This is a genomic window from Streptomyces sp. SN-593 (genome assembly GCF_016756395.1).
Lineage (GTDB): Bacteria > Actinomycetota > Actinomycetes > Streptomycetales > Streptomycetaceae > Actinacidiphila > Actinacidiphila reveromycinica.
Genome location: NZ_AP018365.1, coordinates 7,158,486 through 7,181,149, shown reverse-complemented (window position 1 = coordinate 7,181,149; position 22,664 = coordinate 7,158,486). Strand labels below are relative to the sequence as shown.

Annotated in this window: 6 protein-coding genes; 5 read left to right on the top strand and 1 reads right to left on the bottom strand. The window is 73.8% G+C overall.

From position 1 onward, the window contains the following. Window positions 1-65: 65 nt before the first annotated feature. Window positions 66-15,686, bottom strand: a complete 15,621-nt coding sequence (locus RVR_RS30990; protein WP_430393197.1) for a type I polyketide synthase — start codon at window positions 15,684-15,686, stop codon at window positions 66-68. Window positions 15,687-16,319: 633 nt separating this feature from the next. Between RVR_RS30990 and ccrA the strand changes: the two genes are divergently transcribed. From ccrA to RVR_RS30965, 5 genes are all read left to right on the top strand, one after another. Beyond that, window positions 16,320-17,651 carry a crotonyl-CoA carboxylase/reductase gene (gene ccrA / locus RVR_RS30985; protein WP_202237206.1) on the top strand — a complete coding sequence of 444 codons (1,332 nt, stop codon included), beginning with the start codon at window positions 16,320-16,322 and terminating at the stop codon, window positions 17,649-17,651. 37 nt (window positions 17,652-17,688) lie between these two features. Further along, the gene (locus RVR_RS30980; protein ID WP_202239406.1) at window positions 17,689-19,428 is read left to right on the top strand and encodes a fatty acyl-AMP ligase; all 1,740 of its coding nucleotides are present in this window, start codon (window positions 17,689-17,691) and stop codon (window positions 19,426-19,428) included. Then, window positions 19,428-20,429: a beta-ketoacyl-ACP synthase III gene (locus RVR_RS30975; RefSeq protein ID WP_202237205.1), complete on the top strand. Its 1,002-nt coding sequence runs from the start codon at window positions 19,428-19,430 to the stop codon at window positions 20,427-20,429. Before RVR_RS30980 ends, RVR_RS30975 begins: the two co-directional genes overlap by 1 nt. A gap of 516 nt (window positions 20,430-20,945) precedes the next feature. After that, on the top strand, window positions 20,946-21,779 hold the full coding sequence (locus RVR_RS30970; protein ID WP_202237204.1) for an AfsR/SARP family transcriptional regulator: 834 nt from the start codon (window positions 20,946-20,948) through the stop codon (window positions 21,777-21,779). Between the two features lie 191 nt (window positions 21,780-21,970). Beyond that, the gene (locus tag RVR_RS30965; protein ID WP_202237203.1) at window positions 21,971-22,645 is read left to right on the top strand and encodes a GntR family transcriptional regulator; all 675 of its coding nucleotides are present in this window, start codon (window positions 21,971-21,973) and stop codon (window positions 22,643-22,645) included. Window positions 22,646-22,664 lie beyond the last annotated feature (19 nt).

The window sequence follows — 22,664 nt, the reverse complement described above, 5'->3', positions numbered from 1 at the left end:
GTCTTCAGATAGGAACGCAGCTGTTCTTCAGTGGCCATTGAAGGAGAGTCCTCGAATTCCCGTTGTCACTCGTGGTCGGCGGTCGACGAAGAATCGGACATCCAACTGCTCCCCTGGTCGACCATGGAGAACAGCTCCTCGTCGGAGGCGGCGTCGATGTCGCCGCGCTGCGCGGCGGTCGCGTCCTCGACGGCGCCGAGCACCTGGCGCAGCATCGCCTCCAGGTCCTCGCGGACCGCCGGGTCGGCGGCGAACGTCTGCAACCGGTCCCTCAGCTCGTCCAGTCCGCCCGCCGCGTCCCCGCCGCCGACCAGTTCCCCGGCCAGGTGGTCGACGAGCCGGTTCGGGTTCGGGTGGTCGAAGACGAGCGTCGCGGGGAGCGCGAGCCCGGTACGCCGCTGCAACCGGTTGCGCAGCTCGACCGCGGTGAGCGAGTCGAACCCGGCGTCGCGGAACGCCTGGGCGGGATCGACGTCCCTGGCGCTGTCGTGGCCGAGCACGGCCGCGGTGTGCTCCCGGACCAGGGCGAGCAGTTCCTCGCGCCGCTCCTCGTCCGGCAGCGCCGCGAGGTGCTGAGCGAACCCGGTGTCCGCCTCGGCCGCGTCCGGGGCCGCCGGGACGGCCTCGGGAAGCAGGGCGAAGAGGTTGCTGGGGCGCGCCAGGGTGAACGCCGGGGCGAAGGTGGACCAGTCCATGGCGGAGACGGTGGCCGTGGCCGCGTCGTCCTCGATCACCCGTTGCAGAGCGATGATCGCGAGGTCGGGCGCCATGGCGGAGACGCCCAGGCGCGCCAGGTGGTCGTGGCCGTCGGAACTGCCCGCGGCCATCCCGACCTCGGCCCAGGTGCCCCAGGCCACCGACGTGGCGGTACGGCCCCGGGCCCGCCGGTACTCGGCCAGGCTGTCCAGGCAGGCGTTGCCCGCCGCGTAACCGCCCTGCCCGCTGCCGCCCCAGGACGCCGCACCCGACGAGAACAGCACGAACGCGTCCAGGTCCATGCCCTCGGTCAACTCGTCCAGCAGCAGCGCGCCGCCGGCCTTGACCCGCAGCTCGTCCGCGAGCCGCTCGGGCGTCATGGACTCCAACGGCGTGAACGCGTTGCCCACGCCCGCGGCGTGCACCACCGTCCGCAGCGGCAGGTCCGCCGGCACCGCGGCGAACGCCTCGGCCAGCACCGCCCGGTCGGCCACGTCGCCGGCGACCACCGTGACCCGGGCGCCCGCGGCTTCGAGCCCCGCCGTGAGGTCCGCGGTCCCGGGGGCGTCGGCGCCCCGGCGCGAGAGCAGCACCAGGTGCTCGGCGCCGCGGTCCACCAGCCAGCGGGCCACGCGGCCGCCCAGACCGCCGGTCCCGCCGGTGACGATCGCCGTCCCGCCGGTACGCCACGGCTCCGCGGCGCCGTCCCGGCCGGTCGCGTGGACCAGTCGGCGGGCGAGGACGCCCGAGGCACGGACGGCGAGCTGGTCCTCGCCGTGGCCGCCGGACAGCACGCCCGACAGCCGGGCTGCCACCGTCCCGTCCACCTCCTCGGGCAGGTCCACCAACCCGCCCCACAGGTCGGGCAGTTCGAGGGCCGCGACACGGCCGAGGCCCCAGACACCGCCGTGCCAGACGCCGTCGACCCGGTCGTCCGGCCGGGCGGCGACCGCGCCGCGGGTGACCACCCACAGGGGAGCCGGCACCCCGGCCCCGCGCAGTTCCTGGACCAGGCGCAGCGTCGCCGCGACCCCGGACTCCTCGGCGGGCGGCAGCCACACCACGGCGGTGCACTCCGCGCCCTCGGCGGCCAGCCGGTCCGCGTCCGCCGCCTCGGCCTCCAGGACGGTCACGCCGTCGCCCAGCGCGTCCACGACTCCGCGGGTCCAGGCGTCCGCCCCGGCGGGCACGACCACCAGCCGGCGGTCCGCCGTGGCGCCGCGCGGGACACCGTCGACCGGGACCCAGCGCTGGTCGTAGCGCCAGTCGTCGGCCGCCATCTCGCGGCGGCGCCGCTCGCGCCAGTCCAGCAGGGCGGGCACGACGCCCGAGACCGCGGCGTCGTCGACACCCAGCGACTCGGCCAGCCGCCCGTGCTCGACGGATTCCCAGAACAGCGCGTCCAGCGGGTCGCGGCCCGGCTCCTGACCCGTCGTCGGAACAGCCGCGTCGGGCCAGTAGCGGCGGCGCTGGAAGGCGTACGTCGGCAGCTCGACCCACTCCGCCCCCCGCCCACCGACCAGACCCGCCCACTCCACCGGCACCCCGTGCACGAACAGGTCACCAGCGGCCAGCAACGCCGTGTCCAGACCCCCACGGTCCTTGCGCATCAACGCCACCGCCACCGCATCCGACGCGTTCGCCTGCGCCAGACCCGCCACCACACCATCAGGACCCGCATCCACGAACACGTCCACACCCTGCGCGGTCAGCCACGCCAGTCCGTCCGCGAAGCGGACCGCCGAACGCACCTGCTGCGCCCAGTACTTCGGCGACGTCATGTCCGCCGGCTCACCCGTCAGATTCGACACCACCGGGATCCGCGGCTCGGAGAACGACACCTCCGCGATCGCCGCCAGGAAGTCGTCCACCATCGGCTCCATCAACGCCGAATGGAAGGCGTGCGACACCCGCAGCCGGGTCGTCTTCACCCCCAACGCCTTGAAATGCTCACCGACCGCGAGCACAGCGCCCTCCTCACCGGAGACCACCACCGAACCCGGCGCGTTCACCGCCGCGACAGAGACCCCGTCCGACAAGAGCGGCAGCACGTCGTCCTCGGAAGCGGCGATGGCCACCATCGCCCCACCCGAGGGAAGCTGCTGCATCAAACGGGCCCGCGCGGCCACCAACCGGCACGCATCCACCAGATCGAACACCCCGGCGACGTAAGCCGCGGCCACCTCACCGATGGAGTGCCCCAGCAGGTAATCCGGTGTGACGCCGAAGGATTCGAGCAGCCGGAACAGCGCCACTTCCACGGCGAACAACGCCGGCTGCGCCCAACCGGTGGAGTTCAACGCCTCGGCGTCCTCGCCCCACAGCACCTCCCGCAACGGCGCCTCGAGGTGCCGGTCCAACTCCGCCACCACCTCGTCGAAGGCCGCCGCGAACACCGGCGACTCCTCGTGCAGCCGGCGGCCCATTCCCAGCCGCTGCGCACCCTGACCCGCGAACAACACCGCCACCCGGCGGCCGCTCCGCGCCACACCCTCCACCGCGTTGCCCGCCACCTCACCGGCCGCCAACGCCCGCAACCCCGCCGTCAGTTCCTCACGCCCACTGCCCACCACCACCGCACGGTGCTCGAACACCGACCGCGACAACAACGCCCCACCCACATCCACCGGATCCAGCCCCTCGGCCACAGACAACAACCGCTCCGCCTGCGCCCGCAACGCCCCCTCCGAACGACCCGACACCACCCACACCGACCCCGACCCGGACTCGGACTCGGCCCCAGCCTCTCCCGCGACCTCGACCCGCGCCTCGACCTCGGACTCCACCGCGGGAGCCGCCTCCAAGATCACGTGCGCGTTCGTCCCCGAGATCCCGAACGAGGAGACACCCGCCCGCCGCGGGTGCCCGTTCTCCGGCCACGGCACCGACTCCGTCAGCAACCGCACCCGGCCCTGGCCCCAGTCCACGTGCGTGCTCGGCTCGTCCACGTGCAGGGTCCGGGGCAGCACCCCGTGACGCAGCGCCTGCACCATCTTGATGGCGCCCACGACACCGGCCGCCGCCTGCGTGTGGCCCAGGTTGGACTTGACCGAGCCGAGCCAGAGCGGCCGGTCCTCGGGGCGGTCCTGTCCGTAGGCGGCCAGCACCGCCTGTGCCTCGATCGGGTCGCCCAGCGAGGTGCCGGTGCCGTGCGCCTCCACGGCGTCCACGTCGGCCGGTGAGAGCCCCGCGGCGGCCAGCGCCTGGCGGATCACCCGCTGCTGCGACGGACCGTTCGGCGCCGTCAACCCGTTCGACGCACCGTCCTGGTTCACCGCGCTGGAGCGCATGACCGCCAGCACCCGATGCCCGTTCCGCTCCGCGTCCGACAACCGCTCCAGCACCACGATGCCCGCGCCCTCGGACCAGCCGGTGCCGTCGGCGGACTCGGCGAACGCCTTGCAGCGCCCGTCGGCCGCGAGCCCGCCCTGCCGGCTGAACTCCACGAACGTCCCGGGGGTGGCCATCACGGTCACGCCGCCCGCCAGCGCGAGCGTGCTCTCGCCCGAGCGCAGCGACTGGCTCGCCAGGTGCATCGCGACGAGCGACGACGAGCACGCGGTGTCCACCGTCACCGCCGGGCCCTCCAGCCCGAGGACGTAGGAGACCCGCCCGGACAGCACGCTCTGCGCGGCGCCGGTGAGCAGTTGGGCCTGCGCGTCGCCGCCGGACTCCACGACGAGGTCGCTGTAGCCGGAGTGGTAGCTGCCGACGAAGACGCCGGCCGGGGTGCCGCCGAGTCCGGTCGGGTCGATGCCCGCGTGCTCCAGCGCCTCCCAGGCCACTTCGAGGACCATGCGCTGCTGCGGGTCCATCGCCAGCGCCTCGCGCGGGGAGATCCCGAAGAACCCGGCGTCGAAGTCGGCGGCGGAGGCCAGGAACCCGCCCTCGTCGGCCACGGACGTGTTCGGGCGGGTGCCCGTCGGGTCGTGGAGGCCGTCCAGGTCCCAGCCGCGGTCCGCCGGGAAGGGGGACATCGCGTCCGTGCCGGAGGCGACCAGGTCCCACAGGTCGTCGGGGCCGGTCACACCGCCGGGGAAGCGGCAGGCCATGCCCACGACGACGATCGGGTCGTCGGTCACCGAGACCAGCGCGGGCAGGTCCGGCCGGGCGGCGGGCTCGGCGGCGTCGCCGAACTGCTCGGCGAGGAAGGCGGCGAGCCGGGTCGCGTTGGGGTAGTCGAAGACGAGCGTGGCCGGCAGTGCGAGGCCGGTCGCGCTCTGGAGGCGGTTGCGCAGTTCCACGGCCGTCAGCGAGTCGAAGCCCGCCTCCCGGAACGCCTGGCCGGGATCGACGTCCTGACCGCCGCCGTGGCCGAGGACGACCGCGACGTTGTCGCGGACCAGGGCCAGCAGGTGCTGGTCGCGCTGCTGGGCACTGAGCCCGGCCAACTGCCCCGCGAGGCCCCCGGACTGCTGCCGTGCGCCGGCCGCGGCCCGCCGCGGCCTGGCCCCGACCAGTTCCCGGAGCATCACGGGCAGGTCGGCCTGGCCGCGCAGCACGGCGGCGTCGAGGCGGGTGAGCGCGAGGACGGGCGCGTCCGCGAGCACGGCCTGGTCGAACAGCCGCATGCCCTGCTCCACCGACAACGGCGGCGTACCGGAGCTGTGCAGCCGGCGGAGATCGGCCTCGGACAGGGCGCCGGTGAGGCCGACCTCGGGGGTCCACGGACCCCAGACCATCGACACGCCCGGCAGCCCCTCACTCCGACGCCGCTCCACCAACGCGTCCAGGAACACGTTCGCCGCCGCGTAGTTGCCCTGCCCCGGAGCCCCCACCAGACCCGACATCGACGAGAACACCGCGAACAACGACAGATCCAACCCCCGCGTCAACTCATGCAGCCACCACCCCGCATCCACCTTCGGCGCCAACACCGGACCCAACCGCTCCCCCGACAACGACGACACCAACCCGTCATCCACCACACCCGCCGTATGCACCACACCCGCCAACACACCCGACGCACACATCCCCGCCACCACCCCCGCCAACGCCTCACGATCACTCACATCACACGCCACCACCTCCACCCGAGCACCCCGACCCGAAAGCTCCGCCACCAACTCCTCCGCACCCGGCGCCCCCAACCCCCGACGCGACACCAACACCAGATCCCGCACCCCGTGCTCCACCACCAGATGCCTCGCCACCACACCCCCCAGACCACCAGTCCCCCCAGTGACCAGAACCGCCCCCTCACCCACCACCCGCCGACCCACCGTCAACACGATCTTGCCCACATGCCGCGCCTGACTCATGAACCGGAACGCCTCCGGCGCCCGCCGCACATCCCACTCCACCACCGGCAACGGCACCAACACACCCGACTCGAACAACCCCACCAACTCCAGCAACATCTGCTGGACCCGGTCGGGCCCGGCCTGCACCAGGTCGTAGGTGTGGTAGCTGATGCCCGGGTGCACGGCGCCGATCTGCTCGTCGGTGCGGAGGTCGGCCTTGCCCATCTCGACGAAGCGGCCGCCACCCGGCATCAACCGCAGCGACGCGTCGATGAACTCCCCCGTCAGGGAGTTCAGCACCACGTCCACCCCGCGCCCCCCGGTCTCCCGCAGGAACGCCTCCTCGAAGTCCAGCGTCCGCGACGACGCCAGACGCGCCGCCTCCACCCCCCGCTCCCGCAGCGCCGGCCACTTGCCCTCGCTCGCGGTCGTGTACGCCTCGGCGCCCAGGTGCGCGACGAGTTGCAGCGCGGCCATGCCGACGCCGCCGGCGCCCGCGTGCACCAGCACCCGCTCGCCCGACCGCACCCCGGCCAGGTCCACCAGTCCGTAGTACGCGGTCAGGAAGACCGTCGGCACCGACGCGGCCGTCGTGTACGACCAGCCCGACGGGATCGGCGCGACCAGCCGCCGGTCGGTCACGGTGACGGAGCCGAGACCGCCGTCGCTCAGGCCCATGACGCGGTCGCCGACCCGCAGGTCGGACACGCCCGCGCCGACCTCGGTCACCACGCCGGCCACCTCGCCGCCCAACGGGCCCGCCTCGCCCGGGTACATGCCCAGGGCGTTGAGGACGTCGCGGAAGTTCAACCCCGCCGCCCGCACCTCGATCCGCACCTCACCGTCGGACAACGCCCGCTCCGCCTCCGGGAACGGCACCAACCGCAGGTTCTCCAACGTCCCCTTCGCCATGGAGTCCAGGTGCCAGGCACCCGACTCCGGCGCCACCAGCCCGACATCCGCACGCGCCAACCGCGCCGCGTGCAACCGGCCCGCCCGTACCGCGAGTTGCGGCTCCCCGGTGGCGCGCGCGGCGGCCAGCAGGCCGGCCGTCATGCCGGTGGCGGCGTCGGTGTCGACCAGGGTGATCCGGCCGGGGTTCTCCGCCTGCGCCGAACGCACCAGGCCCCATACCGCGGCGGCGCCCAGGTCGGTGACCGACTCGTCGGGGCCGGCGGCCACCGCGCCCGAGGTCACCACGACGAGCTCCCGGGCCCCGGACTGCCAGGTCTGGAGCTGGTCCAGCATCCACCGGGTGGCCTCGTGGGCCCCCTCGACCGGGCGGTCGCCACCGGTCACGGCGATCACCAGCGGCAGTGCCGCGTCCGACACCACGTCCCCGGCGTGCGGGTGCAGCACCGCGCCCGGCAGCCAGTCCACGCGCTGGCCGGGCCCCGCCACGACTGCGGCGGCCACGCTCTCCCAGTCGTCCAGCGCCGGGTCCTGCGTGTCCAGCGCAGTCCACCGCGGGGCCAGGACGGCCTCGTCCCGGCCGCCGCCCGCGGCGCTCAGCGCCTGCGGGGTCAGCGGGCGTACCACCAGCGAGCCCAGCGACAGCACCGCGTCACCGGCCTCGTCGGCCACGGCGATCGCCACCGAGTCGGGTCCGGTCCGCGTCAGGCAGGCGCGCACCCGCCCCGCGCCGGAGGCGTGCAGCGCCACGTCGCCGAAGCTGAACGGCAGCCGGCCGAACTCCGCCGGCTCCAGGTCCACGAAGGCCAGCGCGTGCATCACCGCGTCCAGCAGCGCCGGGTGCAGGCCGAAAGCGCCCGCCCGGCCCGACTGCGCCTCGGGCAGCGCCACTTCGGCGAAGACCTGCCCGTCGCGGCGCCAGGCGCGGGCCAGGCCGCGGAACGAGGGGCCGTACACGAAGCCCTGCTCGGCGATCCGCTCGTAGATCCCGTCGGTCTCCAGCACGTCCGCGCCCGCCGGGGGCCACACGCCGGCCAGCGCCTCGAACCCGGCCGCGTCGGCCCCGGCCGCGTCGTCCACGGCACCGCTGGCCTGCCGGACCCAGGGCTGCTCGCCGCCCGTGTCGGGGCGCGCGTACACCGTGAACGGGCGCCGGCCGTCCTCGGGTTCGCCGACGACCACCTGGACCTGCACGCCGCCGCGCTCCGGCAGCACCAGCGGCGCCTCCACGATCACCTCGCGGACCCGGCCGCAGCCGACCGCGTCCGCGGCGTGCACCGCGAGTTCCACGAAACCGGTGCCCGGGAAGAGCACCACACCCTGCACGGCGTGGTCGGCCAGCCACGGCTGCGACGCGACCGACAGCCGCGAGGTGAACACCACCCCGCCGCCCTCGGGCGACGGCACCACCGCGCCCAGCAGCGGGTGTTCGACCGCCATCAGGCCGGCGGCCGCCACGTCGGCGGCGGCCGTGCCGCCCTCCGGCCAGTAACGGCGCCGCTGGAAGGCGTACGTGGGCAGCTCGACCCGGCGCGGCGGGCGGCCCGCGAACAGGCCGTCCCAGTCGACCGGCACGCCCTCCGCGAACAACCGTGCCAGCGCCTGGAGGACGGTCCGGGCCCCGGTGCGGTCGCGGCGCTGCACGGCCACCGCGGTGGCGCCGTCGGACTCCACCAGTCCGGCCAGCACCGCGTCCGGTCCCGCCTCGACGAAGGCGTCCACGCCCTGCGCCGTCAGCCATGCCAGTCCGTCCGCGAAGCGGACCGCCGAACGCACCTGCTGTGCCCAGTACTTCGGCGACGTCATGTCCGCCGGCTCACCCGTCAGGTTCGACACCACCGGGATCCGAGGCTCGGAGAACGACACATCCGCGATCGCGGCCAGGAAGTCGTCCAGCATCGGCTCCATCAGGACCGAGTGGAAGGCGTGCGAGACGCGCAGCCGGGTCGTCTTCACCCCCACCGCCTTGAAATGCTCACCGACCGCGAGCACAGCGGACTCCTCACCGGAGACCACCACCGAACCCGGCGCGTTCACCGCCGCCACCGACACCCCGTCGGACAGATGCGGCAGCACGTCGTCCTCGGAAGCGGCGATGGCCACCATCGCCCCACCCGAGGGAAGCGCCTGCATCAAACGCGCCCGCGCCCCCACCAACCGGCACGCATCCACCAGATCGAAAACCCCGGCAACGTAAGCCGCAGCCACCTCACCAATGGAGTGCCCCAACAGGTAATCCGGCCTCACCCCGAACGACTCCAACAGCCGGAACAACGCCACCTCGACCGCGAACAACGCCGGCTGCGCCCAACCGGTGGAGTTCAACGCGTCGGCGTCCTCACCCCACACCACCTCCCGCAACGGCACCTCAAGATGCCGGTCCAACTCCGCCACCACCTCGTCGAAGGCCGCCGCGAACACCGGCGACTCTTCATACAACTCCCGCCCCATCCCCAGCCGCTGCGCACCCTGACCGGTGAACAACACCGCCACCCGGCGGCCGCTCCGCGCCACACCCTCCACCGCGTTCCCCGCCGCCTCACCGGCCGCCAACGCCCGCAACCCGGAGACGAGTTCCGAGCGATCCGCACCCACCACCACCGCACGGTGCTCGAAGAGGGAACGGGACGTCAGCAGCGAGTGGGCCACGTCCACGGGGTCCGGACCCGTGTCCTGCTCGACGCGCTCCAGCAGCCGTTCCGCCTGGCCGGCCACGGCGTCCGCCGAGCGCCCGGAGACGACCCACACGGTGTCGTCCGTGCCGAGTGCGGCGCCCCGCGGGTGCCCGGCGTTCCCGCCGTCCGGGTGCTCGCCCGTTCCCGCGGCAGTCCCGGGGCCCGCCTCCGCGCCCGTTCCCGGGCCCGGGTCCGTGTCCGTGTCCTCGGCGGCGGCCTCGACCTCAACCTCGGGCGCGGCCTCGATGATGACGTGCGCGTTGGTGCCGGACACGCCGAAGGAGGACACGCCCGCGCGGCGCGGGCGGCCGGTCTCCGGCCACGGCTGCTCCTCGGTCAGCAGCCGCACCCGGCCCTCGCTCCAGTCCACGTTCGTGCTCGGCTCGTCCACGTTGAGGGTGGGCGGCAGCGAGCCGTGGCGGATGGCCTGCACCATCTTGATGACGCCGGCCGCACCGGCGGCGGCCTGCGAGTGGCCGATGTTGGACTTGATCGTGCCCAGCCACAACGGCCGGTCCTCGGGGCGGCCCTGGCCGTAGGTCGCCAGCAGCGCCTGCGCCTCGATCGGGTCGCCCAGTGTCGTGCCCGTGCCGTGCGCCTCCACCACGTCCACGTCGGACGGTGCCAGGGAGGCCGCCGCCAGCGCCTGGCGGATCACCCGCTGCTGCGACGGACCGTTCGGCGCCGTCAACCCGTTCGACGCGCCGTCCTGGTTCACCGCACTCGACCGGACCACGGCCAGCACCTCGTGCCCGTTGCGGCGCGCGTCCGACAACCGCTCCAGCACCACGACGCCGGCGCCCTCGGACCAACTGGTCCCGTCGGCGGCCTCGGCGAACGCCTTGACGCGGCCGTCGGCGGCGAGGCCGCCCTGCTTGCTGAACTCGGTGAACCCGACCGGGCTGACGAGCACGTTCACGCCGCCGGCGATGGCGAGCGAGCACTCGCCCGAGCGCAGCGCCTGGCCGGCCCAGTGCATGGCCACCAGCGACGACGAGCACGCGGTGTCCACCGTCACCGCCGGGCCCTCCAGGCCCAGGCTGTAGGAGAGCCGGCCGGAGATGACGGACAGCAGCCCGCTGGTCATCCGGTGGCTCTCGGTCTCGGGCAGGCCGTCGATGGCCTCCAGGTAGCCGGACGACGCGGCGCCGACGAAGACGCCGGTGGCCGTCCCGGCGAGCCCCGCCGGATCGATGCCGGCGTGCTCCAGCGACTCCCAGGCCACCTCCAGCAGCAGCCGCTGCTGCGGGTCCATCGCCAGCGCCTCACGCGGGGAGATCCCGAAGAACCCCGCGTCGAACTCCACCGCGGAGTCCACGAAGCCGCCCTCGCGGGTGACCGACGCGCCCGGCCGGTAGCCCGCCGGGTCGTACAGCGCCTCCAGGTCCCAGCCGCGGTCGTCCGGGAAGGTGCTCATCGCGTCCGTGCCGGTGGCGACCAGGTTCCACAGCTCGTCGGGGCCGGTCACCCCGCCGGGGTAGCGGCAGGCCATGCCGACCACGGCGATCGGGTCGTCGGTGGCCTGCACCAGCGCGGGCAGGTCCGGTTGCGCCGCCGCGCCGTCGCCGAACCGCTCGGCGAGGTAACCGGCCAGCCGGGCCGCACTCGGGTAGTCGAAGACCAGGGTGGCGGGCAGGCCGGTGCCGGTCGCGGTCTGGAGCCGGTTGCGCAGTTCCACCGCCGTCAGCGAGTCGAAGCCGACCTCGCGGAACGCCTGGCCGGGGTCGATCTCGTCGCCGCCGCCGTGCCCGAGGACGGCGGCGGCGTGGTCGCGGACCAGGGTGGTCAGGTAGGCGCGCCGCTCGGCCGCGGACATGGCGGCCACCCGGGCGGCGAAGTCGCCGCCGTCGTCGTCGGCCGGCTCGGCGGCGGCCGGGGCCGCTTCGGGGAGCAGGGCGAACAGGCGGCTGGGGCGGGCCAGGGTGAACGCGGGGACGAACTTCGTCCAGTCCATGTCGGAGACGGTGACGGTGGTCTCGTCCTGTTCCAGGACGCGTTGCATGGCCGCGACGGCGAGGTCGGGCTGCATGGCGAGCACGCCCATGCGCCGCAGGTAGTCCACGAAGGTGGCGTCGATGTCGGTCAGGCCAGGGCCGGCCCAGCCGCCCCAGGCGAGGGAGGTGGCGGTACGCCCCCGCGCCCGGCGGTACTCGGCCAGGCTGTCCAGGCAGGCGTTGCCCGCCGCGTAACCGCCCTGCCCGCTGCCGCCCCAGGACGCCGCCCCCGACGAGAACAGCACGAACGCGTCCAGGTCCATGCCCTCGGTCAACTCGTCCAGCAGCAGGGCGCCCTCGGCCTTGACCCGCAGCTCGAACTCCAACTGGCCGGCGTCCAGGGACTCGACCGGCACGAGTGCGCTGCCGACGCCGGCGGCGTGCACCACCGTGCGCAGCGGCAGGTCGTCCGGCAGACCGGTGACGATCGCGGTCATGGCCTCGCGGTCGGCCACGTCGCAGGCGTGCACGCTGACACGCGCGCCGGCCTGTTCCAGTTCGGCCCGCAGTTCGGCCGCGCCCGGGGCGTCCGGGCCGCGGCGCGACAGCAGCACCAGGTGCTCGGCGCCGCGCTCCGCCAGCCAGCGGGCGACGTGCGCCCCGAGGCCGCCGGTGCCGCCGGTGACCAGGGCGGTCCCGCCGGTGTGCCAGGGCTCGCCGGTGCCGTGGACGGCGGCGCGCACGAGGCGGCGGGCCACGACGCCCGAGGCGCGGACCGCGAGCTGGTCCTCGCCGTGGGCGGTGGACAGCGCGCCGCCCAGGCGGGCCGCGACGGCGGCGTCGAACTCCTCGGGCAGGTCGACCAACCCGCCCCACAGGTCCGGCAGTTCCAGGGCGGCGACGCGGCCGAGGCCCCAGATGCCGCCCTGCCACATGCCGCTGACGGGTTCGCCGGGCCGGGCGGACACCGCGGCCCGGGTGAGCACCCACAGCGGCGCGCCCTGCCCGGACGCGCGCAGCGCCTGGACCAGGGCGAGGGTCGCCGCCGGGCCGTCCGCACCGGCGGGCGGCAGCCAGACGACGCCGTCGTAGCCGGGGGCGGCGAGCCGTTCGGCGGTCGCGTCGGCCCGGGCGAGGACGGTCGTGTCGGGGCCGAGGGCCTCGGCGACGCCGGTGGTCCAGGGGTCGTCGGCGCGGTCCGCGACGGCCAGCCAGCGGCCGGCGGGCGGGCCCTGCCGCAGTCCGTCGACCGGCACCCAGGACTGGCGGTAGGTCCAGTCGTCGGCGGCCGCCTCCCGCTGCCGGCGCTCGCGCCAGCTCAGCAGGGCCGGCACGACCTCGGAGACGACCGCGTCGTCCACACCCAGGGACTGGGCCAGCCGTCCGCCCTCGACGGACTCCCAGAACAGGGTGTCCAGCGGGTCGCGGCCGGCCGCGGGCTCCGGGAGCGCGTTCCAGAACCGCCGGTGCTGGAAGGCGTAGGTGGGCAGCTCGACCCGGCGCGGCGGGCGGCCCGCGAACAGGCCGTCCCAGACGACCGGCACGCCGTGCGCGAACAGGTGGGCCGCGGACGCCAGCATCCGGGCCGGGCCGCCCTCGTTGCGGCGCAGCGTCCCGGTGACCGCCGCGTCGGCCGCGAGGTCGGGGTAGAAGGTGTCGAGGGTCTCCTGGAGCGGCACGGTCAGCACCGGGTGCGAGCTGGCCTCGACGAAGGCGCTGAAGCCGGCGTCGACCAGGACGCGCGTGGTCTGCTCGAACAGCACCGGTGAGCGCAGGTTGCGGTACCAGTACTCGGCGTCCAGGGTGGCGGTGTCGACCAGGGCGGCGTCGACGGTGGAGTACATGGGGATGGTGCCGGCCCGGGGGCGGACGAAGGACAGCTCGCCGAGCAGCCGCTCGCGCAGCGGTTCCAGGGCGGGCGAGTGGGAGGCGGCCATGCCGAGGATGCGGGCGGGGACGCCGGCGGCCTCGCACTCGGCGAGGTACGCCTTGACGTCCTCCATGCTGCCGGAGACGGTCACCCCGGAGCGGGAGTTGACGCCGGCGACGGAGAGCCGTTCGTACCCGGCGATCTGTTCCTCGACCGCTTCCTGGCCCAGCTTGACCGAGGCGATGGCGCCCTTGCCGAGCAGCACGTTCTCGAAGATGTTGCCGCGCACCAGGACCACGCGGTAGGCGTCGCTGAGGGACAGCGCGCCGGCCACGTGGGCGGCGGCGACCTCGCCCTGGGAGTGCCCGACGACGGCCGCGGGCTCGACGCCCAGGGCGCGCCAGACCTCGGCCAGCGCCACCATCATGGTGAAGAAGACCGGGTGGTAGACGTCGATGCGGCTCAGCAGCTCCGCGGACTCCTCGGGGTGGCGCAGCACTTCCAGCAGCGACCAGTCGACGAGCGGGTCGAGCGCCTCGGCGCACTCCTGGACCTTCGCGGCGAAGACCGGTGAGGTGGCGAGGAGTTCCTTGGCCATGCCCTCCCAGTGCGAGCCCTGGCCGGGGAAGACGAAGACGGCCCGGCCGCCGGAGCGGGCGGCGCCGGTGACGACGTTCGCGGCGGGTTCGCCCGCGGCGAGCGCGGCCAGGCCGGCCGTCAGCTCGGCCCGGTCGGCGCCGACGACGACGGCGCGGTGCTCGAACAGCGCGCGGGAGCGCAGCAGCGACCAGCCCACGTCGGCGGGGTCGAGTTCCGGGGCGTCCTGCACACGCTCCAGCAGGCGTCCCGCCTGGCCGGCCAGTGCCTTGGCGCTGCGTGCGGACAGGGTCCACGCCATCGCGGTGTGCGGGGCGAACAGTCCGGGGTCCTCGTCGCCGGGCCGGTCCGCGGCGGGGGGTTCGGCCTCGGTCTCGGGGGCGGCTTCGATGATGACGTGCGCGTTGGTGCCGGACACGCCGAAGGAGGACACGCCGGCCCGGCGCGGGCGGCCGGCGTCGGGCCAGGGCTGCGGCTCGGTGAGCAGCCGGACCTGGCCGGCCGTCCAGTCGACGTGCGAGCTGGGCAGGTCGGCGTGCAGGGTGGGGGGCAGCACGCCGTGCCGCATCGCCTGCACCATCTTGATGACGCCGGCGACGCCGGCGGCGGCCTGGGTGTGGCCGATGTTGGACTTGATCGAGCCGAGCCACAGCGGCTGGTCGTCGGGGCGGCCCTGGCCGTAGGTGGACAGCAGCGCCTGCGCCTCGATCGGGTCGCCCAGGGTCGTGCCCGTGCCGTGCGCCTCCACGGCGTCCACGTCGGCCGGCGACAGTCCGGCCGACGCCAGCGCCTGGCGGATCACGCGCTGCTGCGACGGACCGTTCGGCGCCGTCAGGCCGTTGGACGCGCCGTCCTGGTTCACCGCACTCGACCGGACCACGGCCAGCACCTCGTGCCCGTTGCGCCGCGCGTCCGACAACCGCTCCAGCACGAGGATGCCGACGCCCTCGCTGAACCCGGTGCCGTCGGCCGCCTCGGAGAACGCCCGGCAGCGGCCGTCGGGTGACACGGCGCCGCCCTGGCGGCTGAACTCCACGTACGTGCTGGGGGTCGCCATCACGGTCACGCCGCCGGCCAGGGCGAGCGAGCACTCGCCCGAGCGCAGCGCCTGCCCGGCCCAGTGCATGGCGACCAGCGACGAGGAGCAGGCGGTGTCCACGGTGATGGCCGGGCCCTCCAGGCCCAGCACGTAGGAGACCCGGCCGGAGGCGACGGCGCCGTTGGCGCCGAGGCCGGCCGAGCCGGTGCCCTCGGCGGCGTCCGGTTGGTCGGAGGCCGGGTAGTCGTGGTACATCAGGCCGGTGAACACGCCGGTGGAGGTGCCGGCGAGGGTGCGCGGGTCGATGCCGGCGTGCTCCAGCGCCTCCCACGACACCTCCAGCAGCAGCCGCTGCTGCGGGTCCATCGCCTGCGCCTCGCGCGGGGAGATCCCGAAGAACCCGGCGTCGAAGTCGGCGGCGGCGGCCAGGAATCCGCCCTCGCGGGTGAGCGAGGTGTGGGGGCGGTCGCCGGTGGGGTCGTAGAGCTGCTCGACGTCCCAGCCGCGGTCGGCGGGGAAGAGCGACACCGCGTCGGTGCCCGAGGCGACCAGGTGCCACAGGTCGTCGGGGCCGGCGACCCCGCCGGGGAAGCGGCACGCCATCCCGACGACGGCGAGCGGCTCCCTGGATTTCGACTCGATTTCCGAGAGTCGGTTCCGGGTACGCTTGAGCTCCGAAGTCACTTTCTTCAGATACTCGAAGGACTTGTCGTCACTCACTATCGCTCCCACGGCCCCGAGCTGGTCGACGTCCGATACAAGGTCGGCATATCAAGAGAACTGGAGATCTTCGAAGAACCCGTCATCGATCTCAATTGCCAGGCGTACGCAGCACCCCGTTTCCAGGTAGGCTACCCAAGCCCCCAACCGCCCCGGTCCCCCTATCGGCCCCTAGTAATGTGCGGTCGTTGTCGGGGCCCTCGCGGGGCCGCTTTCCCACCCCGGGCAGCCGCACCGCCAAGGACCGCCCGGGCCGCTGCGCGGGGTCCCGCGAAGGGGGTTGGACGCGGCTCTGATATGCCGCCTGAGCTGCACGGAAGCAGGTCGCGGGGGGTCGGGTCCCGCTAGGGGTGAATCCCGGACTAGGGGTGAACCTCGGGCACGGAGTTAGGGGTTCCGGCCGAAGACCCGGGCACGGGATGATCGGTTACGCCGTACTGAACAGTAGGCACCGCGACACCGGGCCGCTATCGGCGCCGAACCCCGGGAAAAGGCGGCACCGCAATGCCGGTGGCGCTCACCGCGCCGTGCGCGGGGCCGAAGGTTAGGGGTGTCTATCGCAAACGTACTCCCGTAGCTTCGTCCTCGTCATCCTGCATGTCAGGAATTTCGTCCGGCCCGAGGTGAGGCTACATGGAACCCATGACCGAGGCAGTGCTCCGGGGCGCCGACCCGGACGAGTTGAGCCGAATTCCGGTCCCCGAGGACTTCGTCGCCGCGCATCTGCGGGCCGAGGACGCCGACGCGTTCATCGGCATGGACAGCGCCAGCAAGGACGTGCGCAAGTCGGTGCGGGTGGGCCGGGTGCCGATGCCGGAACTGGCGCCCGACGAGGTGCTGGTGGCCGTGATGGCCAGCTCCATCAACTACAACACCGTGTGGTCGGCGATGTTCGAGCCCATCTCGACCTTCGACGCGCTGAAGCGGCTGGGCCGCGGCGGCGGTTGGGACGCGCGGCACGACCAGCCGTACCACGTGCTCGGCTCGGACGCGTCCGGCGTCATCGTGCGGACCGGCTCCGGGGTGCGCCGCTGGAAGGTGGGCGACCGGGTCTCCGTCTCCCCCGTGGTGGCGGACACCGAGGACCCCCGCACCCACAACGACAGCCTGCTCTCCGACATGTGGGCGTGGGGCTACGAGACCAACTTCGGCGGCCTGGCGCACTACTCGGTGGTCCGCTCCGCCCAGCTCATGCCCAAGCCCGCCCACCTGAGCTGGGAGGAGGCCGCCTGCATCCCGCTGTGCGGCGGCACCTCCTACCGGATGCTGATCGGCGAGCACGGCGCCCGGATGAAGCAGGGCGACATCGTGCTGATCTGGGGCGCGACCGGCGGGCTCGGCTCGTTCGCCGTCCAGATGGTCAAGAACGGCGGCGGCGTTCCGATCGGCGTGGTCAGCTCGGAGCGCAAGGCGGAGATCGCCCGCAAGCTCGGCTGCGACGTCGTGATCAACCGCCAGGAGATCGGCATCGGCACGCAGCCGGAGCCCGGGCCGGCGACGGTGAAACTCGCCAAGCGGCTGGGCCGCGCGATCCGCCAGGAGGTGGGCGAGGACCCGCACATCGTCTTCGACTACATCGGCAAGGCCACCTTCGGCATGTCGGTCATCGTGGTCCGCCGCGGCGGCGCCGTCGTCACCTGCGGGTCGAGCTCCGGCTTCGAGCACAACTACGACAACCGCTACCTGTGGATGAACCTCAAGCGCATCATCGGCAGCCACGGGATGAACCTCAGCGAGGCGACCGAGACGATGCGGCTGAGCAAGCTCGGCAAGCTCTCCCCGGTCCTGTCCGCGGTGTACCCGCTCGCCGAGGCCGGCGAGGCGACCCGGCTGGTGCAGACGAACGCGCACACCGGCAAGGTCGGCGTGCTGTGCATGGCACCCGAGGAGGGACTCGGCGTCACCGACCCCCAGCTACGCGCCCGGCTGGGTGAGCAGAAGCTCAACCCGCTCCGGTCCGTGTAACCGGGCCCATCAGGAGGAGTTAGCCCACGTGACCGCCATGGAACTCGCCCTGCCGGCCGAGTTGGCCCCCACCCTGCCCGAGGCGTTGCGGCTGCGGAGCGAGCAGCAGCCGGACACCGTCGCGTACGTCTTCCTGCGCGACGGCGAGACCCCCGAGGAGACCCTGACCTACGGACGGCTCGACCGGGCGGCCCGGGCCCGGGCGGCCGCGCTGGAGGCGGCGGGGCTGGCCGGCGGCACCGCCGTCCTGCTGTACCCGTCCGGCCTGGAGTTCGTCGCCGCGCTGCTCGGGTGCATGTACGCCGGGACCGCGGGCGCGCCCGTGCAGGTGCCGACCCGGCGCCGCGGCATGGAGCGCGCGCGCCGCATCGCCGACGACGCGGGCGCGAAGACGATCCTCACCACGACCGCCGTCAAGCGGGAGGTGGAGGAGCACTTCGCCGACCTGCTGACCGGGCTGACGGTGATCGACACCGAGTCGCTGCCGGACGTCCCGGACGACGCCCCGGCCGTGCGCCTCCCCGGCCCGGACGACGTCGCGCTGCTCCAGTACACCTCGGGCTCCACCGGGGACCCCAAGGGCGTCGAGGTCACGCACGCCAACTTCCGCGCCAACGTGGCGGAGACCGTGGAGCTGTGGCCCGTGCGCTCCGACGGGACGGTGGTCAACTGGCTGCCGCTCTTCCACGACATGGGCCTGATGTTCGGCGTGGTGATGCCGCTGTTCACCGGCGTCCCCGCCTACCTGATGGCCCCGCAGTCGTTCATCCGGCGGCCGGCGCGCTGGCTGGAGGCGATCTCCCGGTTCCGCGGCACCCACGCCGCCGCGCCCAGCTTCGCCTACGAGCTGTGCGTGCGCTCGGTCGCCGACACCGGCCTGCCCGCCGGGCTGGACCTGTCCTCCTGGCGGGTGGCGGTCAACGGCGCCGAACCGGTGCGCTGGACGGCCGTGGCGGACTTCACCGAGGCGTACGCCCCGGCCGGCTTCCGCCCGCAGGCGATGTGCCCGGGGTACGGCCTGGCCGAGAACACCCTGAAGCTCAGCGGCAGCCCGGAGGACCGCCCGCCCACCCTGCTGCGCGCCGACGCCGCCGCGCTCCAGGACGGCCGGGTGGTGCCGCTGACCGGGCCGGGGACGGACGGTGTGCGGCTGGTGGGGTCCGGGGTGACCGTGCCCTCCTCGCGGGTGGCCGTCGTGGACCCCGGCACCGGCACGGAGCAGCCGGCCGGCCGGGTCGGCGAGATCTGGATCAACGGCCCCTGCGTGGCCCGCGGTTACCACGGGCGGCCGGCGGAGAGCGCCGAGTCCTTCGGCGCCCGGATCGCCGGGCAGGAGGCGCGCGGCACCTGGCTGCGGACCGGCGACCTGGGCTTCCTGCACGACGGCGAGGTCTTCGTCGCCGGCCGCCTGAAGGACGTGGTCATCCACCAGGGCCGCAACTTCTACCCGCAGGACATAGAGCTGTCGGCGGAGGTGTCGGACCGGGCGCTGCACCCCAACTGCGCCGCGGCCTTCGCCCTGGACGACGGGCGGACCGAGCGGCTGGTGCTCCTGGTCGAGGCCGACGGCCGGGCGCTGCGCAACGGCGGCGCCGACGCGCTGCGGGCGCGGGTGCACGACGCGGTCTGGGACCGGCAGCGGCTGCGGATCGACGAGATAGTGCTGCTGCGCCGCGGGGCGCTGCCGAAGACCTCCAGCGGCAAGGTGCAGCGCCGGCTGGCCCGCAGCCGCTACCTGGACGGCGAGTTCGGCCCGGCACCGGCGCGGGAGGCGTGATGGCGGGCACGATCGGCACGGCCGCCGGGGCCGCCGGCTCGCGCATCCTGGGCGTCGGCGCGTACCGGCCCGGCCGGGTGGTGCCGAACGACGAACTCGTGGAGCTGATCGACTCCAGCGACGAGTGGATCCGCCGGCACTCCGGGATCGTCTCGCGCCGCTTCGGCGACGCGGAGGAGACCGTGGTCGGCATGGCGGTCGCCGCGTCGCTCAAGGCGCTCGCCCAGGCCGGGGTGGCCGCCGAGGAGGTGGACATGGTCCTGCTGGCGACCATGTCCCACCTGGAGCAGTCCCCCGCCGCCGCGCCGCAGATCGCCCACCTGACGGGTGCCTCGTCGGCCGGCGCGATGGACGTGAGCGCGGCCTGCGCCGGCTTCGTGCACGCGCTGGCGGTGGCCGACGCGCTGATCAGGACGGGGGCCGCCCGGCGGGTGCTGGTGGTCGGCTCGGAGAAGATGACCGACATCATCGACCTGCGGGACCGGGCGACCGCGTTCCTGTTCGGCGACGGCGCCGGAGCGGTCGTGGTCGGGCCCGCCGACACCCCGGGGATCGGCCCGGTGGTCTGGGGGTCCGACGGCGGACACCGGGAGGCCATCGCGCACTCCGGTTCGTGGTTGGAACTGCGGGACGGCCAGGCCGCCTGGCCGACCCTGCGGATGAACGGCCCCAGCGTCTACCGGTGGGCGATAGGGACCGTCCCGCAGGTCTGCCGCCGGGCGCTCGCCGCGGCAGGGACCGACCCCGCGGAACTGGGCGCGTTCATCCCGCACCAGGCCAACCTGCGCATCGTCGACGCCGCGGTGGCCGCCCTCGGACTGCCTCCCCATGTGGCGGTGTCCCGGGACGTGACGGACACCGGCAACACCTCGGCCGCCTCCATCCCGCTGGCGATGGAACGCATGGTGGCCCAGGGCCGGGCCGGCAGCGGCGACCTCGCCCTGCTCGTCGGCTTCGGAGCCGGGCTGACGCACGCCGCGATGGTGGTCGCCCTGCCCTGAACGATCGCGGCAACTCCCGCACCCGTGAGGGCGGTCGGCGCACACGCCGGCCGCCCTCACCGGTCGGCGGCGCACCTGCGCACGGCCCGTCGGACGACGCTCCGGCGGGCCCCGCGTTTTCCGGTGTCATACCCCTGGCGAGGGCCACACATGTTCGTATACCGTGGCGAATATTCTCACCGGAATCCGGCCACAGAACCCTGAAGCTCGAATACCGTCAGGGATGCGCATCAATCGCGTATACGGCACGCTTCCCCCAATCCGGACCAGCTCAGGCCGGAAACACCGCGGCCCGGCATTCGCCATCGGCTCCGAAGTCCACGGCGAAGATCGTCAACGGGGACACGACCAAGCGGAAGTCAAGAACGGGCCACTCCGGCGCAAAACTTGGTGCCCTTGACAGCCGATGCGTCGCCTGCCGTATGCTGCGGAAGACCACTTTAGAATTCACATTCACTCGCACCGGATATACTCGAATCCACTCCCTGTTCGCACGCGTTTTCCGTGGGGGAAGCATTGGACATCGGGATTCTCGGGCCCCTGGTCGTCGGCGCCAGCGACCGGGACGCGGCACCGAGCGCACCAAAGCCCCGGCAATTACTGGCGTTACTCGCGGTTCGGGCCGGCCGCGTCGTCCCCGTCGACCTGCTGGTCGAGGAACTGTGGGAAAGCTCTCCCCCGCCGAGCGCGCTCACCACGGTGCAGACCTACATCGTGCTGCTGCGGCGGCTGCTGGCGAAATGCCTCCGGGTGAGCAGCGCCGCGGTGGCCCAGGAGGTGCTAACGTACACCGGCTGGGGATACCAGTTGTCGGCGGACGAAGGCACCCACGACGCCACGGACTTCGCCCGGCACGCCGCTCTCGGGCGCCGTGCACTGGCCGAAGGCGACAACGGCCGGGCCTCGGCGGCGTTGCGCGAGGCACTCGCCCGCTGGCGCGGACCGGCACTGGTGGACGTGCGCACCGGCCCGCACCTGCTGGCCCATCAGGTGTCGCTCGAGGAACAGCGCATGGGCACCGTGGAGCAGCGTATTGAGGCCGATCTGCGGCTGGGGCGCCATCACGAAGTGATAGGCGAACTGTCCGGCCTCGTGGTGCAGCACCCGCTGCACGAGAATATCCACTCGCTATTGATGGTCGCGCTGTACCGGTCGGGCCGGCCGGGGCAGGCGCTGGCGACTTTCCAGCAGCTTCACCAGAACCTGCGCGACGAATTGGGAATGGAGCCGTCGCCGCGTATCCGGACGGTCCAGCAGGGAATTCTGCGCCGGGACTCGTCGTTGGAGGCCGTCGAGGAGTCCAAGCTGTTCCTCCAGCAACTGACGGCCCCCTCGCGGCCGGCGGGGTGAGGCCGCGGGCCACCGTGCGGGGGCCCGCAGGGCGCGTCCCGCGGTGACGTGGTGGGGCGGTGGCCGGGTCGGCCACCGCCCCACCACGTCACCGCGCGTCCGGCGGACCCTGCCGAACAGCGCGTGCGACCGCGGGTCGGCCGGATATATTTTCCCGGCGGACAACAGCGGAACTCAACGAGGCGGTCGCAGTGGCGCAGGACCGGAAGTCGGGGCGGGCGGGGCGGAGCGCGGTGCAGCAGGGCGTCCGCCAGGCGCTCGCGGCCGGGGACATGGTTCCCGGCCAGCGGCTGGTGGAGCAGGAGTTGTCGGACGGCTTCGGCGTCACCCGCAGTTCGGTCCGCGAGGCCCTCCAGGAACTGGCCGCCGAGGGGCTGGTGGAACTGGTCCCGAACCGGGGCGCGCGGGTCCGCGTGGTCTCGATCGAGGACGCCGTGCTGATCACGGAGTGCCGCTCCGCCCTCGAAGTCCTGTGTGCGCGGCGGGCGGCCGTCCACGCGACGGACGACGACCGGCAGGCGCTCGGCGGGATCGGGGAGGGCATGCGCGCGGCCGTCGCGGAAGGCGCCCTGGACACCTACTCCGCCCTCAATCGCCGCCTGCACGAGCGGGTGGCCGCCGCGAGCGGCCAGACGGTGGCCGAGTCGCTGCTCGACCGGCTCAACGCCCAGATGGTGCGCCACCAGTTCCGGTTGGCCGCCCGCGCGGGCCGGCCCGCCCAGTCGCTCCCCCAGCACCTGGCGATCATCGACGCGATCGTGGCCGGGGACCCGGACGCCGCCGAGAAGGCGACGCGGGCACACCTCGACAGCGTCCTGGAACAGGTGCGCGCCACCGCCGGCGGCGCCCCCTCCCTCGTCCCCTGACCCGTCGGCGGATGCCGGC